The organism is Paenibacillus aestuarii, assembly GCF_027789125.1.
Lineage (GTDB): Bacteria > Bacillota > Bacilli > Paenibacillales > NBRC-103111 > Paenibacillus_E > Paenibacillus_E aestuarii.
The window spans coordinates 117,325-132,796 of record NZ_JAQFVF010000025.1; the positions used below are offsets into that span (position 1 = coordinate 117,325).

Sequence of the window (15,472 nt, forward strand, 5' to 3'; positions counted from 1 at the left end):
ATCCACTAATGAGCAAAGGCTGCTGAAACTATCGGCAGCCTTTGCTATTTGCTAACTCCGAACATCCGTACCCTAATTAGATATTATGCAAGGTTCGATTAGAACTACCGGGGAAAAGCAAAAGCCGACCATCTTGGCCGGCTTCAAGTTCCTATTACAAAAGTTGGCTTTACGCCAATATGGATTCGATATGATTAATTACATCCGATGATAGCTCGATACCAGATGCTTTCGCATTTTCTACGACTTGCTCTGGACGGCTTGCACCGACGAGCGCGCTCGCAACGTTGGTCTGCCTCAAGATCCAAGCTAATGCGAGTTGAGCGACGGAGATCCCCAGTTCCTTTGCAATTCCGTTCAACTGGCCGACTTTGGCGATTTTTTCCTCAGTGATACCCTTCCTCATATTCTCAAGCTTGGCGGCACGACTATCGGCAGGAACATCGGAAATTGACGTGTACTTCCCGCTAAGAAGACCTTGAGCGAGTGGGGAGAATACGACTTGACCGATGCCTTTCTCTTCACCGAGCGGGATCACTTCTTTTTCAATATATCGGTTGAACATGTTGTAAACAGGTTGGTTGACGACGATGCGATCAAGCAAATATTTATCAGCTACTGCGAGCGCTTCTGCCATTTGTGCAGCAGTCCATTCGCTTACTCCAGCATACAAAATTTTGCCTTGTCTCACCAAATTATCGATGGTACGCAGCGTTTCCTCTACTGGAGTCTCAGGATCGAAACGGTGACAGTAATAAATATCCACATAATCCGTATTCAAACGCTTCAGACTGGCATGTAATTGTTCATAAACATGCTTGCGAGACAATCCACGATCATTGGGACCGTCACCCATTGGCCAAAACACTTTAGTCGCAAGTACATAGGAATCGCGGGCATAACTGCTGAGCGCTTCTCCGACCACTTTCTCAGCTTCTCCGCGTTCGTACACGTTAGCTGTATCAAAAAAATTGATACCGAGGTCGTATGCCTGGTGAATCGAATCCACAGCATTTTTCTTTTCAACGTAGCCGCCATATGTAAGCCAACTGCCTAAGCTTATCTCACTGACCTTAAGACCAGATTTTCCTAATTTCCGGTATTTCATGTGATTCATTCCCTCCATTTGGTTTAACGAGCTTGACTACCTAATCATAAAATACTTAGTATTCTTTTAAAAGTACTGAAATTATGTTCACATACTTAACAAAAGTATAGTAAGTAAACTTGTTCAAACTAATTTTATGCTCGCTATGTCCGAGACCACTTGAGCTATCTCATATTCAGAAAGTGATTGCCAAAAGGCCAGGGCGCATTTCTAACCCCGGCCTTTTTGTCGCGACCTAACTCTCCTTATCGCAAATGTTATCCTCGAGCGAGCAGCGGAAACATATTCCCGCGAATCGGCTGATCTGCCTGCAATCCCAAATCATCGGTAAGGACATGCGGCTTGCCACTATAAGTCGTGCCATCCGGCATATAGATGATGGCAAGCGCACGTCTCGGCTTTTGCGAATAATTGGGATACGCATAATGGAAGCATAGACCGTCATGGAAGGTACAGCTCCCTGCTTTCATGCGGCATATGACGGGCTTTTCATTTTCCACATCGGTTCCTTTGACATATTCAAAAATATCCTGAGGCTCGGTCAGACTGATCGCATTTAATTTGCCGGCCTGGCGTGAGCGCGGTATGAACATCATGCAGCCGTTGCTTTCATCGACATCGTCAAGTGCGATCCATATCGACAATGCCCCATTCTCATTCATTGGCCAATAGGGAAGATCTTGATGCCACGGCGTTTCCTTGGAGTCCTCCGGCATTTTTAACAATGCGTGATCATGAAACAGGCGGATTCCTTGAGCACCGGTCAACTGCAGAGCAGCTTTTGAAAAGCGGGGATGGGACATGTATCTGGCCATACCGGCATGATCGCGCCATGTATTCACTCGCTGATTTAACACACGATAATAAGTGCCCCCTCTTTTATCTGTCTGAATGGAGTTGGCGTGGTTCGAATCCATAATTTCATCCATAAAACCCCTTAATTCTTCCAGTTCTTGCGGAGATATGATATTGTCAATTTGGACAAACCCATTTTGTTTAAAAAACTCGATTTGCTCCTGATTAACCACGTTTTCGATCGTTACCAGCTCCTTGTCATTATGGTACCTCCTTTATATCACGACGAAGGAATAACTTCTTGGATGATCATTTAAAATGTATTAGATGATTTGCTAATTTTGCGGGGGGGAGATAACGATCATGTCCACGTTTCAAGCAAGTCAATATTTCGAGGATCTTTCATTCCCTTTTCATATCGAGCAATATACCATACGTAAAGGGCAGGAAATCCCCCTGCATACCCATGATTTTGTTGAACTCGTCTATGTCGTTGAGGGCTGCGCGGTTCACGAGATGTCCGGGATGACGTACGAGCTTCGCTCAGGGGATATTTTCATTCTAGAGCCGAACATTTATCACAGCTATAAAGGCGCAATGAACAAAGAGACAATCGTTTACAATGTCCTTTTTAAGTTAGAGCTGCTCCATAAGGAACTAAATGCATTGTGCGAAATCCCCTCTTTTCTTGATTTTTTTTACATTGCACCGTTTTTGCGAAAAAACGCTACATTTTATCCTCATCTCACGCTGTCAGGACTTCATCAAACCTTATTTGAAAACCATCTCGAAACCCTCTACAGGGAGGAAAAAGAACGCCAGACAGGATATCATCTGGTGATTAAGACCCGTTTTATCGAATGTATGGTTCAATTAAGCCGCTTTTATGCTGCGCACCGGAATCCGCACCCAACGCCAGCTTATACGGATGAACAGTGGATTGCGTCCGTCGTCTCCCTTATCGAACAACACTACAACAAGCCGTTCAGCCTCGATCAATTGAGCCGTCTGTGCGGCATGAGTATTCCTTCTTTCACTGCCAAATTTAAAGCCTATACGAAGAAGACATTCGTCGAATATAAGCATGACATTCAAATCAAAGAAGCTTGCAAAATGATGGAAACGACTAGCGAAAAAATCGCGGACATCGCATACGAGGTTGGTTTCGAGGATCTTAGTTTTTTTTATCGTGTTTTTCGTAAGAAGATGGGGATTCCCCCTCTCAAGTACCGCTTATCGAAGAAAGAGTACTAAACTAACTAACGGCCGCAAGTTACACTTTCAGCAGCTTCCAGGAACCCCGCTTATACCGATGAACAATAAACAAGGAGCGCACGACTTGATCGGCCGCCGCAGCCAGCCAAATACCCGCAATATCCCAGTGCAGCAGGTACACAAAAATCAAACTGAAGAAGACGCGGAACCCCCAAACTCCGATTAAGGTTACATACAGCGGGTACCGAGTATCACCAGCTCCCCTTAACGCCCCTGCTAGAATAAATGACGTTCCTGCCGAAACTTGAATAAACCCCATGATTCTCAAGCCGATAGCACCCTTTTCGATGACGACGGGATCTGGCGTATACATCATTACCAAATAAGGTGCAAACAAAATAATGAGCAGCCCCATGGCTCCGTATACGAACATACCCATTTTACGAACCTGCCATCCGCATTTTTCCGCAAGCTCCGGCTTAGCGGCTCCGAGCGCCTGCCCGACCAGCGTCGATGCAGCAATTGAAAATGCCATTCCCGGCATAAACGTTAAGCCGAAAATACTGAAGGAAATTTGCGTCGCGGCTAACGCTGCTGTTCCTAAGCTGGCGGCAACCATGACAAATGTCAACATACCTCCGCGCAGGGCCACCTGCTCTACCGCTGCAGGAAGACCTATTTTCAGGATACGTCCCAGCGTTTTCTTTTCAGGCCGAATCATTCCTCCCCACGAGAGTCGTATTGTGCTTTTCCCGCTAACCATCACGAGAACGACCCATAGCATGGCAATAAACTGCGAGATCATCGTCGCATAGGCGGCACCTGTCACTCCCATTCCCGGCACCCCCATGAAACCATATATCAAAGGAAAACCGAGCGCCACGTTTAAAATATTCGCTAATACGTTGATCTTCATAGGTGTGCGAGTATCGCCCGTACCACGGAGAATAGCCGTAAGTGCTATGGAGACGGTATTAAATCCAGTGGATAAAAACAAGATTTCGGCGTAATGTTTCCCTTGTGCCAACACAGCCTCTGTCGCCCCCATGATGCGCAATAAATCACCCGCAAAGATGTATCCAAGAACGATAATCACAACGGACATTAAGATGTTAAGCGTTAGGGATTGATTTGCTGCTCGGTTGGCCTCTTGCCTATCGCCCGCCCCCATCGATCTGGCAACGATAACCGTGGTTCCCACATCCAGTGTCATAAAAGCTGCTATCAGCAAGGAATAAACCGACCCGGTCAATCCGACAGCGGCAATCGCTTCCTGTCCAACTCGACCTACTAGAATCAGACTCAGCATTTGTACAAAATTAATTAGCAGCATTTCCACCAAGGATGGCCCTGCAAGCTGAATGATCGCTCTTCGAACTGCTTTTCCATCTCCCAACTCACCTAAAGAAAACGGGGGTACTCCCGCTTTCGAACTTTGTACGAATAGCTTGTCTTTCTGTTTTGTGAATATCTTTCCGATCATCGTCCACCCGCTTTCCTGCTGTTACGCTAACTTTTAGGAAATCGATTTCCTTCGTTTTAAATGTCTATGATGTTTTTACATTTTCGATTCAACTAATTTATTGGAATGGTTTGTCACATGCTTCACCATGCGGTGGTGGATAAGACCTATATGGACAAAAAAAGCCGCGATTTACGCGGTTTCGATTTTTAGATCTATACCAGACGAGGCTAACAATTACCACATTACGGAGTGTGCCTTTCCTATCCTATCGCATGCCTGTTGTGGTACGAATAGTGCCTAGGAAAAAAGGCCCCCTGTGAAAGGAAGCCCTCGTCTTATTAACTATTCTTTTACCCCATAAAAACTTACTGTACCCGAAACTTCATCCGCGCTCACGAACAGGTTTCTTCCATTCACTTTGTGAATACCCTCAGGAGAAACGCCAGCACTTGGAATCAATCCTTTGAAAACCGGATTAACAGGATCCGTCATATCAAAGAACAAGATAGCATTGTCTCTTTCGGCTGCTACAGCCAACATTTGCTTGCCGTTGACTTCGCCAATCGTGACATTCTCAACCTCAGATCCGCGGTTAGCACTGCGCTCATCCGGGTATAAGCCCACTTGCGCAGCTTTCAAATCAACCAGCTCTTTGCTGTCGTACACAGGCTTTCCGTCAAGATCCCAAACCATGATGTTCCGGCCGCCTGACTTCACGCCATCCTTAAACTCATCCTTGCCCAGATCGCCTTCATTGGCAGTAATGAGATATTTGCCGTCGGCAGTAAAGGCAATACCATCCGGCTCAGGACGAGCTTTCATTTCGTCTTTGAAAGACACCGTACCATTGCTTTTCAGGTCCGCAAAGTGCTTGGTAGTTCCAAGACCGAATGTTTTTGTAACCTTCTTATCTTTCAAATTCACGATTGCGATCGCATTATTCTCTTGAAGTGTCACAGCTGCCGTCGTGCTGTCAGCACTTATGGCTACATATTCCGGCTGAGGATCGTGAAGGGACATAGCTCCGCCGCCTGTTTGGCTTAGGTCGATAGCTATGTTGGTCAATTCAGCCTTCGTTGCATCACCAGCTGGTAAAGTCAGGATTGCAATAGAACCAGGGCGCTTTGTCGTTTTCATGTCGATTTCCTCAGTGGTCAAATCGATCTCTTCATCCTCAATGGCAATCACCGCATATTGTCCGTCCTTGGAGATTGCGATGGAGTCCGGTCCGATGCCCACCTCATAGGTTTTGACCGTTTCCAAAGTCGCTAGATCGACTACGGCTACGAAACCTTTGCTTGGATTTGTAACATCATCACCGGTGCGAACAGCAGCCAATGCGTATTTACCGTCAGGCGTTACGGCTACACTCGTTACTTCCGCTTTGTCGGAAATGTTTTTGAAGCTTATTTGCTTCACGTCCGATACTTTCGTTACATCCTCAATGTTCAAAACACGGATGCTGCCTAGCGTGGCTTCAGTGACGATCAAGCGTTTACCGTCCGGCGTGGATGCAGAAATTTCCGCTTTTTTAGATGGCGTGGAGTAGGAGCCAAGCAGCTCTAAACCGGATTGGTTTATCAGGGCGACAACTTTGTCGCGGATCAGCTTGAAAGTTTCCGGAGAAATGTAAGCCATATTATCGGAAATGTATGGTTTTTGGTTCAGCTTGACAACTTTGCCTTGAATCGTAGCATTCTCTTGATCAATGGGGATATTCGCATTAACTCCATTCACGGCAATGGAGACGGAGCGGTCATGTTCATTCCATGTAACAGTACCCTGCATGTTCTCGATGACTTGTCTGAGCTGGATATCGTCTGATTGCGCGTGTAAGGTACTGATGCTCAAACTTGCGGCTAGCACACAGCCGGAGATAGCTGCTGCAATGTTACTTTTGTTAATCAATGTATACACCCTTCCTTTACAAAATTTCAATGTATTTCACTCATCATGATAGGAAATTTCTTGTGAAATCTATTAAATATCTATGTGGATGTTCTGTAAATTTAATAGGAAAGGATGGCGGGACGCAGCGACGGAGACGATATTAAAATAAAAAGCAGCGGCAGATTAGGTCATTTAGTGATCTAGTCCGTCGCTGCTTATCATTGAGTTTGATGCCCAGAAGCTTGCGAGTCGTTCTGCATCTTCCTGACCTTGTTCTTGACCACCGGCAAATATCGCAGCAGGGAACAAACATGTTGGCAACGACGTATTGAAAGCCCGATCGCATTAGAGATTTACTACATGTGGGTACTATTCCCGAGGATGGCAAACCTGATACAGAAATAGAGGTGACCCTAAACTAGAAAAACCTCTATGTTTATTTGGATGCAGACGAAGAAAACGGACAATCTATTGGAAAATTTTGAATAATAATCCCTATCAGCCACAAATACTACTTGTTAGGAGGTAAGCTCATGGAAAACTTGTTACATATCATGCTCAAAGAAACCGAACTGAATGTTGATTTGAAAGTTAAACCGCTACAACTCGGAGCAGATTGTATGTGGTTGGTTTACTTTGAATCCGTAGTGAATTTTCAGGAGACCATCGAATTTATTTGGAATTCCGGGATTACCCCCTCCTCTCCCTTCAGTGACATTTGCAATCATTTAACCGGTAATAAATGGTCCGAAAGCCAGATGAAAGAACTTCATCAAGGGCGAGTTGCTGTATTAGACACAAATGGAGAAAGTGCTTTTAGTTTTCAAGGAAAGCCCACTAATCTCTCCAGAGGGATCAATAGTCCAGATACCGAATACATGCCGCTTGCCCCTGCGATTGCTTTTACGGAGCCATTAGCCGCCAACATTGGACTCCTGCGCAAAGCGGTGAATTCGCAGTTCTTAATAGCTGAAGGTTTCACCTTCGCTGGAGACTCCACGAAGAAGGCGTCTATCATTTACCACGCTCAGCGTGTGGATAAAGAGTTGTTGAAGCAAATTCGAAGTTGTTTACAGCAAGCATCGAATAGAGAATTAAAAAATGATCAAAACTTGACGCAAATACTGGGATTTAATCGATTAGACATCATTCCCCCCTATTACAAGACAGAACTCCCCCTCCAAGCGACCTCGTCTTTGATGGAAGGCAGAGTGCTCTTGTTCATCGATGGAGAACCAATTGCCTATGTTCTCCCTTTCCTATTCAACGATTTAATTGCTTTGGAATGGGATAAGCAGCTCCCTTTACTTATCATGCTTGGACTTCGATGTTTACGTTTGTTGAGCTTAATCATCGCTCTATTGGCTCCTGGACTCTATGTAGCTTTGGTCTCTGTAAATCCTGAAACGCTGCGAATCGAACTTGCACTTTCTGTTGCAAGCAGCAGAATCGGAATCCCGCTTCCTACTTTTTTAGAAATGCTTCTATTAATCATTGTTAGCGAGATCAGTATTGAAGCTACACAGCGATTGCCCAAAGTCATAGGCGCATCCGTTACCCTTACCAGCGGCATTGTTCTTGGAACAGCGATCGTCGATGCAAAGCTTGTAAGCAGCCTTGTCATTATCGTTCTGTCGATTTCCGTAACAGCCAACTTTGCCTTTCCTAATTATCTAAACTCATTAATTATTCGGAAAATGAAAATTGGGATTTTAATCCTTTCAGGGATGCTTGGTGTTTTTGGCATGTTCGCAGGCTTTATAGCCATTTGCTTTTATGTTTGCGGTCTCGAGCGATTCGGCATTCCTTTTATGAGTTTTCTGGATTCCCGAAGATTAGGACAACCTAGTATCAAATAGTGCCAGTTTGGAATTTTTCAACAACGAAAGTAAAAACAGCCGATCAGATGATCGGCTGTTGAATGATAACTCGTTATTTCTCCCAAAGCTCGATCAGTCGACCTTCAGGATCTTCAATCCAAACAAACTTTCCATATTCAGTACTCTCTTTTTCCTTGGCAAGAGGTACACCAATATGTTCAAGGTGCTGAATCATCTCGTCTAAATTATGCACTTGGAAATTTAACATAACTTGTTGTTCTGTTGGAAAATAACTGTCATTGTCGGTAAAGAATGAAAAGACCGTCTCATTACCTTGTTCGGGTTTTATCACAGCACCATTCCAATTTCCGATTTCCATCTGCAGCACTTCACTGTACCATTTTTTTGTCACTTCAAGATGTTTAGTTCGCCAGAATATGCCTCCGAAACCTTTTATCATCGTAGCTAACTCCTGTCTGACATCAAATTTAAGCTTCCTATCTCTCTATACTGCCCGCACTATTTGCCCAGCATGTGGTCCACAGTCTTACTGAGCTGGCTAAAAATAAAGTTCGGCGCTATCCGGTTCATCATTTTTAGTGCATTGCTTTGGCCAGGCCGAATTTCGTACTGGTCACTTGCCATTCCCTTGATCGCAAAACGCACCATGTCAGTGACGGGCATCGCTTTCGAACCTGTCAATTCCGCAGGATCGAACGTATCCACCAGTGGAGTTGCTGTCAATGGTGGAGCCAGCTCGAATACTTTGATCTTGGTGTTTTTAAGCTGTGCTCGGAGAGAAAGCGTATAAGAGTGAATGCCGGCTTTCGCTGCGCAATAGATGGGCGAGATCGGAAGCGGCACGAACGCAAGGCCCGAGGAGACATTAAGGATTGCAGCTGATTCTTGCGTTTTCAGATGCGATAAAAATTGCTGTACCATCCAGATCGGACCACTGAGGTTCGTTTCGATTTCACTGCTCAGATCCTCCAGATCGTTACCTGCAGTATGAAGGTTTATTTTTCGCATAAACCCTGCGTTATTGATCAATACATTGAGCTTGGGAAATTGCTTTACCACCTCAGCATACAGGGCTGCAATCGCTTGAGGGTTGCCAGCATCGCTTTGAAACGTATGTATAGTTGGCAGCTTTTGCTGAGCTGCATCCAGCTTCGCCTGATCCCGCCCCGTGATAATAACCGTATTCCCGAGCCTGAGAAGTTGATTTGCAAATTCGAAGCCAATACCGGATGACCCCCCCGTTACAAGAACCGTATTACCGCTCATTTTCATCAGATTCAAACCGTCCCTTCCATCTCCATGAGTAAGCTACTTTCTACCAATAAGTGTACATGAAGTTTTTATAGATAGAAAGGCATCCTACAAATGAAATAAAAACTTTACAGAGCACTCGATGTAAGTTCTGCAACGTGCAGCCGGTTCAGTCGTATATTTCATCCTCCAAAGCCACATAATACAGATACACCAAGAAAAGGAGTGATTCATGATGGCAAATCGAAACACACTCGTCGTACAACAGGCACAAGCAGCTTTGGATCAGTTGAAGTATGAAGTCGCACAAGAGCTTGGAGTCCCACTATCTCCAACTGGATACAACGGAAACCTGGCAACACGTGATGCCGGCTCCATTGGTGGTAACATTACAAAACGTTTGGTTCAAATTGCTGAACAACAACTGGCAGGCTCATCTACAGGTTTCCGCCACTAAAGTGATGTAAAAGCGAATAAGACTGTGATCACCTCATCTTCATCTGGTGATTGCAGTCTTTTGTTGTTCCATTCATACTTATTTCGTAGAACTTCGCAATATACTTATATGAAAGTTGGTTTGTTTGCCACAAGTTAGTTATGTTCGAATTTTATCCAAAAAATAAAAGCCGTGATCTACACGGCTCTTACTGAGATAAAGCTTGTATTACCTGACAATAAAATGTCCTATATGCGAACGATTTTAGCGAACGGCTTTTTTCCAGTCAGCAGCGAACTTATCCATGCCCTGCTCTGTCAGCGGGTGCTTGGCAAGCTGCTCGATGACCGCGAACGGAACTGTCGCGATGTGAGCGCCAGCCATGGCGACGCGTGTAACGTGGTCGGGGTGGCGGACGGAAGCTGCGATGATTTGCGCGCTCATGTTATGAATGCGAAACAGTTCGGCAATTTTCGCTACGAGCAATACGCCGTCTTCCGAAATGTCGTCCAAGCGGCCGAGAAATGGGGACACATAGGTAGCGCCAGCGCGAGCAGCCAGCAATGCTTGATTGACCGTAAAAATGAGGGTCACATTCGTTTTGACACCTTTTTTGGTTAGGTAACGGCATGCTTCGAGACCTTCCAGCGTCATCGGTAGCTTGATCGTGATGTTTTTGTCACCGTTGTTAATTTTAATCAATTCGTTCGCTTGGGCAATCATCTCTTCTGCTGTCAACGCGTCCGGAGTAACTTCCGCAGATACCGATTCGACTTCCGGCACTTCCTTCAAAATCTCTTCGACACGGTCTTCGAATTTCACGCCTTCTTTTGCAACGAGTGATGGGTTCGTTGTTACTCCGGAAAGAACGCCGATTTTATAGGCCTTTTTGATATCTACCAAGTTCGCAGTGTCAATAAAAAATTTCATCGTGGATACCCTCCGTGTTTTCGAATTTGCGTTTGTTCACAAGGATGCTCGTTTTATGGACCCCGCAGGGCATCGAATACTTACTTTATGTTCTATTTATTAGTATTTCGCAAACCTGCAACTTGCATGCAGGATCATCTTCGGGTCTCACACTTCAAGTTCAAATATCATAATTTTCTAAAACGGAATATGACAGCAGGCGGGAGTTCGTACCAATCAAATCGTTTGTTGCTATCCTCATCTTTTTGGAAACTGGGTTCCTCCCATCCATCAAGCACAAAATTAGAACTTACAAACAAGTTCACATAATACGATAAAGATCTGTGGAAAATGAGATGCGGAACAGGTTGCCCTTTTATTCCTATCGTTTCCATAGGCTCAGGGTTTAAGTATTTCGATATCTGTACACTATTTCTAGTTACAACCTCACCATGAATCTCTTCTGTTTCATGAATCTTCCTTGTGTTAGGTGCTTGAAAACAAGGGTGCGGTATAGAAAATACAAAAACACCCTTTTTCTTTAATAATTGATGTATTGCTTTTGTTAAACTAGTTATATCAGCAATATCCATTAAAGCCATATTCGCTACTGCTCCATCAAATTGATCAGTTCCAAGTTCAATTAATGAATCATAGTTTGTAGCATCAATCATTTTGTATTCAATTCTGTTTATATAATCGTCGGACCTTAGCTTCGCTCTTTCAATCATTTTTGAACTATAATCAAATGCAACAACCTTTGCGCCTAAATCGGCCAACCTACGTGAGAAGTTTCCATTCCCGCAGGCAATATCAAGTATGGTTTGGCCCTCTACGATCGATAATAATTGTTCTGTTTGTGGTCTTACAATTTCCCGATGAAACCGGTTACTATGCTCACCCATGTAATCATCCCAAAACTCCGCTATTCCATCCCATCTAATTTGAGATTCGTTCGTCAAATCCTTCCATTCGCTCATATTCACCCTTCTCCATTCATAGATGCTGTAATCAAAAACTACGAACTTCCATTCCGCCGTAATCTGGCAGGCTAATCTCCCATGGGCACTATGGTCAGTGGAAATCAAATCGCGCTCTACACGCAGGTAACGGTAGATCAAATCGGAACTGCTTCGGGCCTTTTTCGCACATCTAGGTAAATGTATACGTTCAATTCGCTAAAGCAATTAAAAAAGCCGCGATTGTCGCGGCAGGATTTCGTTATCGATGCAGGTCGTTGTAAATGCCCTATTACCTGTTACTCTCCTTTTACTTCCGTAATGCGGTTAATTCGCGGGTCCGTGAAAACATCATATTCATCTCTGCTCGTACTCGAAAACTCCGAAACAATCGCGCCTTTGTCACCAGCTTGAAACCAATGCAGCGTATTGGGAGCGATCGTATACTGCTCACCTGGGCGCAGATGAATTTCATGAAACACCGTATAATACGCTTCACTGCCGGTAGGGACTTGCGACTTCGTGTCTGGTGTCGGATCGCCTTCCACATACAAGTAAACTTCTCCTGCGCGGCAGCGAAAGGTTTCCATTTTGCCGGGATCTGAAGCTACCGGGGGATGCTTATGTTCCGGGCACGTTTGCCCTGGGAACAACACTAGCTCTTTGACGCAATAGCGTTCGTTGTTGACGTAAGTGATTAGCTCGAGACCTTGAAGGTGCAGCTCACCTAGTCCAAAATCGGCAACTTCAATATTAACGCGCTCTTCCGCTGTCAGAACGATGCCGAATTCGGCAAATAGTGCAGCGGTCTTTTCCTGTGCCTGCTTCACTTGACCTACAGATAACATAGATTTACCTCCTTTTTAGTAAGAATTCAACAACGTTGGAAAGGTTCCTGTTGCTTGTATGAAATCGTCATGGGTAACTTTTTTAGGACGCTGAATATTTGATTCCAAGAGCACAACTTCTTTCCTATTTCTTAGTAGAATAAACTAGGTAATTGAAATTTCAGCGCAAAGGAGTTGAGCTTATGTGGAAAAAAGTTTCCATCCTCGTGCTTCTCGGTGTCGGTGTGCACCTCGGGCTGCTAGCGGCCACAGGAAACGCCTATGAATATGCAGATACGCCAACCGAGCCTGCGGACGGTATTTTTATTCCAAAGCAGCTTACGTTAATTGAAAACATGCCCCTCTATGTGATTCCGAATGCGCTGCTTAATAAACCGGAAGGCGCCTTAGCTCCGCAAACGGTTGAAGTCATCGAAGCCGAGATCCATTGGGCGACAACGGGCAATTGGTGGAAAATACATACAGACAGCGGCGACCGCTGGATCAAAACCGCTCCATGGCAAATTGAAGCCCCTCCTCCCTCGACTTTGGATTTAATGACCGAGACGCCGTTATACGCGCGGCCAACGGAAGCCGGAGGGCAGACGGCGGCGCTATCGCCGCAGGAAGTCACCGTCGTCGGTGCCGAGAAGGCCTGGTTTCGCCAAACTGAAGGGGATTACAACCCGAAACGGTGGATCAAAATCCACACCACGTGGCTAGGGGACCAATGGGTACATTTGCATTTGGATGAGATCGGGAAGCTGCAACCGGTAGATCAGCAGGCTTTCTACTCGAGTACGTACTACAATAACAAACCGACAATAGATTACATCACATATCAATATGAGGGGTTCCTGACCTATCAGTTTGTTCATCAAACAGCGAAATTCCGTTCCTTGCTCGATACCTACTATCAATTTGAAACGGTGCAAGGGTTAAAATGGGGTGGTCGAGGCATGCTGATTGTATCCGATAAGCAAACCTTGAACCGAAAACAGCCAAGTCCATTATTTGCTTATCCGGACGCGAATGCCGAGATTAAAACAACGCTTCCAGCCGGCGATTTGAACGTAATAGAAACGACGACTTCGGATACGTCGTGGAGCCCTGAGAATTGGTACCATGTCAAAAATGATCAAGCAGAAGGTTGGTTCAGCCCGACCTATGCAGACCCCGAAGACGCCGTCGACGATACCGCTTCCCTTGTGCTTAAGGGGACAACGGACATCTATCGATTCCCGAATACGAGAATATCGCTAGACCATGGGGTCATCGCCCCACAAACCGTCCACCCTCTCGCTTCTTGGACTGGACCTGATGGCAGTCGCTGGTTTAAAGTTAACTCCTTTGTAGGCCAAGGTTGGATTCAATTAAAACCATATCAAGACCTTATCGTACTAAAGAACCGCGAAAATGACATGCAAATTCGTGCGAAAACTTCCTATCAAGGTGCATTTTATCAGAACGAATCTGGTGAATTTACGTTTGGTCCCGATGCGATCGGCAGTATGGTGAACGAAGAGCCCGCTTTCCGTTCAGCTTTTTTGGCAAATCTCTATCACTATAAACTATCTGGTCCTAACTCCGAGGGCTGGTGGACCTTTAAGAATGCGAACGGCTATACGGTACAATTGAAAGCCGGCGAGCAGACAGCCAAGACATTCTGGAACGACAATCCAGCGAATGTCGTCAGACTCACAGTAGCTCCGACCGCAGATGCGAATTCAAATCAAGGAGCTCCGCTTCTAAGCTTAACTCATCTCAGAATTTTGTTCGGCGTAAACACATACTACAATGACAAAGCTGTATATGGTAATAAAGAGGTGACGCTCAGCACGACGGAATATGAGATTTCCGGCTTGCAATTACCTGAGAAGACAAACACAGCCAATCTTCATCTCTCGGGGCTGCTGTATGAGGACTTATACAAGGAAGATAAGGAGATTTCCCCGCCATTGCAAATCATTATCAGCAATCGGGAAGCTGCAGACAGCCAATCCCCAGTTCAACCTGCACAGATAAAGAAGCTTTACAAGTTGGCTTATCAAGTCAGTTTATCCGATGTCGGACTGGATGTTCCGCTAAAGTCGGGGATCAATCACCTTTCCCTCCAATTCAAGGTCGGGGAACGCATCCTGCTGCAGCGGGAATGGGAAGTGACGGCTCCTGAGAATTAAAGCCATAAGATCTACAGGGCTATTGCCTTGGGGATCCGTAAAAAGAGGTGCAGCCATGATGGCTGCACCTTTCACTAACTCCATCAAGTATTTCCCTGCTCAAGCACCGTTGTCTAAAAATCCCATCCTATAAATCCTGAGATAATCGAATCATATCCCTAATTGCAGCCGCCGGATATGGAACAATTCGCACACTAGAACGCCTCCGGGCTTGATCTATCGTAGAATTGGGCAGAATCGGACTACGGCGCGGCGGAGCACCGGCAGCGGCAGCGGCGGCCGCCGTAGTCCGAAAAAGCCCAGTTGGAGCGTGGGCAGAGGCGGTTGAGTCAGCCGCAGTCCGATTTCGCCGAGTTGCAGCGTGCTTTTTGTGCGCGGAGGCACCAGACTGCCGCTGTAAGCAGTCAAAATCGGACTGCGCAGCCGAACCGCCCGCGCTGTGCCGCTCCAATTGGGCAGAATCGGACTACGGCGCGGCGGAGCACCGGCAGCTACGGCGGTGGCCGCCGTAGTCCGAAAAAGCCCAGTTGGAGCGTGGGCAGAGGCGGTTGAGTCAGCCGCAGTCCGATTTCGCCGAGTTGCAGCGAGCTTTTTGT

General features: G+C 45.7%; 14 protein-coding genes. 4 read left to right on the top strand and 10 right to left on the bottom strand.

Annotated features, from left to right (window positions below; translation table 11 throughout):
• Positions 1-169: 169 nt before the first annotated feature.
• Both O9139_RS11355 and O9139_RS11360 read right to left on the bottom strand, forming a co-directional pair.
• Positions 170-1,108, bottom strand: a complete 939-nt coding sequence (locus tag O9139_RS11355) for an aldo/keto reductase family protein (RefSeq protein WP_270879585.1) — start codon at positions 1,106-1,108, stop codon at positions 170-172.
• A 257-nt stretch (positions 1,109-1,365) separates the two neighbouring features.
• A complete protein-coding gene (locus O9139_RS11360; RefSeq protein ID WP_270879586.1) occupies positions 1,366-2,136 on the bottom strand; it encodes a phytanoyl-CoA dioxygenase family protein in 771 nt (256 codons plus the stop codon).
• Between the two features lie 130 nt (positions 2,137-2,266).
• On the opposite strand from O9139_RS11360, the gene O9139_RS11365 reads away from it, so the two are divergent.
• Complete coding sequence (locus O9139_RS11365; RefSeq protein WP_270879587.1) at positions 2,267-3,157, top strand: AraC family transcriptional regulator; 891 nt, start codon at positions 2,267-2,269, stop codon at positions 3,155-3,157.
• A gap of 19 nt (positions 3,158-3,176) precedes the next feature.
• Here the strand turns inward: O9139_RS11365 and O9139_RS11370 are convergent, their stop codons facing one another.
• Together O9139_RS11370 and O9139_RS11375 are read right to left on the bottom strand one after the other, a co-directional pair.
• On the bottom strand, positions 3,177-4,601 hold the full coding sequence (locus tag O9139_RS11370; protein ID WP_270879588.1) for an MATE family efflux transporter: 1,425 nt from the start codon (positions 4,599-4,601) through the stop codon (positions 3,177-3,179).
• Between the two features lie 324 nt (positions 4,602-4,925).
• A complete protein-coding gene (locus O9139_RS11375; protein ID WP_377526058.1) occupies positions 4,926-6,500 on the bottom strand; it encodes a choice-of-anchor I domain-containing protein in 1,575 nt (524 codons plus the stop codon).
• Positions 6,501-7,006: 506 nt separating this feature from the next.
• Between O9139_RS11375 and O9139_RS11380 the strand changes: the two genes are divergently transcribed.
• Positions 7,007-8,332 carry a spore germination protein gene (locus O9139_RS11380; RefSeq protein WP_270879590.1) on the top strand — a complete coding sequence of 442 codons (1,326 nt, stop codon included), beginning with the start codon at positions 7,007-7,009 and terminating at the stop codon, positions 8,330-8,332.
• A 73-nt stretch (positions 8,333-8,405) separates the two neighbouring features.
• Here O9139_RS11380 and O9139_RS11385 read toward each other — a convergent pair whose 3' ends face one another.
• Both O9139_RS11385 and O9139_RS11390 read right to left on the bottom strand, forming a co-directional pair.
• The gene (locus O9139_RS11385; protein WP_270879591.1) at positions 8,406-8,753 is read right to left on the bottom strand and encodes a VOC family protein; all 348 of its coding nucleotides are present in this window, start codon (positions 8,751-8,753) and stop codon (positions 8,406-8,408) included.
• Positions 8,754-8,812: 59 nt separating this feature from the next.
• Positions 8,813-9,586, bottom strand: a complete 774-nt coding sequence (locus O9139_RS11390) for an SDR family oxidoreductase (RefSeq protein WP_270879602.1) — start codon at positions 9,584-9,586, stop codon at positions 8,813-8,815.
• A gap of 214 nt (positions 9,587-9,800) precedes the next feature.
• Between O9139_RS11390 and O9139_RS11395 the strand changes: the two genes are divergently transcribed.
• Positions 9,801-10,022 carry an alpha/beta-type small acid-soluble spore protein gene (locus tag O9139_RS11395; protein ID WP_270879603.1) on the top strand — a complete coding sequence of 74 codons (222 nt, stop codon included), beginning with the start codon at positions 9,801-9,803 and terminating at the stop codon, positions 10,020-10,022.
• Between the two features lie 243 nt (positions 10,023-10,265).
• Here O9139_RS11395 and fsa read toward each other — a convergent pair whose 3' ends face one another.
• From fsa to O9139_RS11410, 3 genes are all read right to left on the bottom strand, one after another.
• Positions 10,266-10,931 carry a fructose-6-phosphate aldolase gene (fsa, locus tag O9139_RS11400; RefSeq protein ID WP_270879592.1) on the bottom strand — a complete coding sequence of 222 codons (666 nt, stop codon included), beginning with the start codon at positions 10,929-10,931 and terminating at the stop codon, positions 10,266-10,268.
• 167 nt (positions 10,932-11,098) lie between these two features.
• On the bottom strand, positions 11,099-11,890 hold the full coding sequence (locus tag O9139_RS11405; RefSeq protein WP_270879593.1) for a class I SAM-dependent methyltransferase: 792 nt from the start codon (positions 11,888-11,890) through the stop codon (positions 11,099-11,101).
• Positions 11,891-12,168: 278 nt separating this feature from the next.
• A complete protein-coding gene (locus tag O9139_RS11410; protein WP_377526062.1) occupies positions 12,169-12,717 on the bottom strand; it encodes a D-lyxose/D-mannose family sugar isomerase in 549 nt (182 codons plus the stop codon).
• Positions 12,718-12,899: 182 nt separating this feature from the next.
• Here O9139_RS11410 and O9139_RS11415 point away from each other — a divergent pair, with 182 nt between their 5' ends.
• Positions 12,900-14,876, top strand: coding sequence for an SH3 domain-containing protein (locus tag O9139_RS11415; protein WP_270879594.1), 1,977 nt, complete (start codon positions 12,900-12,902; stop codon positions 14,874-14,876).
• 216 nt (positions 14,877-15,092) lie between these two features.
• Here the strand turns inward: O9139_RS11415 and O9139_RS11420 are convergent.
• The coding region (locus tag O9139_RS11420; protein ID WP_270879595.1) for a hypothetical protein at positions 15,093-15,472 on the bottom strand (380 nt) is incomplete at its 5' end.

Coding starts and splice junctions, on each gene's coding strand:
- O9139_RS11405 (WP_270879593.1), bottom strand. CDS start 11,890: ATGAGCGAATGGAAGGATTTGACGAACGAATCTCAAATTAGATGGGAT.
- O9139_RS11415 (WP_270879594.1), top strand. CDS start 12,900: ATGTGGAAAAAAGTTTCCATCCTCGTGCTTCTCGGTGTCGGTGTGCAC.
- O9139_RS11370 (WP_270879588.1), bottom strand. CDS start 4,601: ATGATCGGAAAGATATTCACAAAACAGAAAGACAAGCTATTCGTACAA.
- O9139_RS11395 (WP_270879603.1), top strand. CDS start 9,801: ATGGCAAATCGAAACACACTCGTCGTACAACAGGCACAAGCAGCTTTG.
- O9139_RS11385 (WP_270879591.1), bottom strand. CDS start 8,753: ATGATAAAAGGTTTCGGAGGCATATTCTGGCGAACTAAACATCTTGAA.
- O9139_RS11410 (WP_377526062.1), bottom strand. CDS start 12,717: ATGTTATCTGTAGGTCAAGTGAAGCAGGCACAGGAAAAGACCGCTGCA.
- fsa (WP_270879592.1), bottom strand. CDS start 10,931: ATGAAATTTTTTATTGACACTGCGAACTTGGTAGATATCAAAAAGGCC.
- O9139_RS11365 (WP_270879587.1), top strand. CDS start 2,267: ATGTCCACGTTTCAAGCAAGTCAATATTTCGAGGATCTTTCATTCCCT.
- O9139_RS11390 (WP_270879602.1), bottom strand. CDS start 9,586: ATGAAAATGAGCGGTAATACGGTTCTTGTAACGGGGGGGTCATCCGGT.
- O9139_RS11355 (WP_270879585.1), bottom strand. CDS start 1,108: ATGAAATACCGGAAATTAGGAAAATCTGGTCTTAAGGTCAGTGAGATA.
- O9139_RS11380 (WP_270879590.1), top strand. CDS start 7,007: ATGGAAAACTTGTTACATATCATGCTCAAAGAAACCGAACTGAATGTT.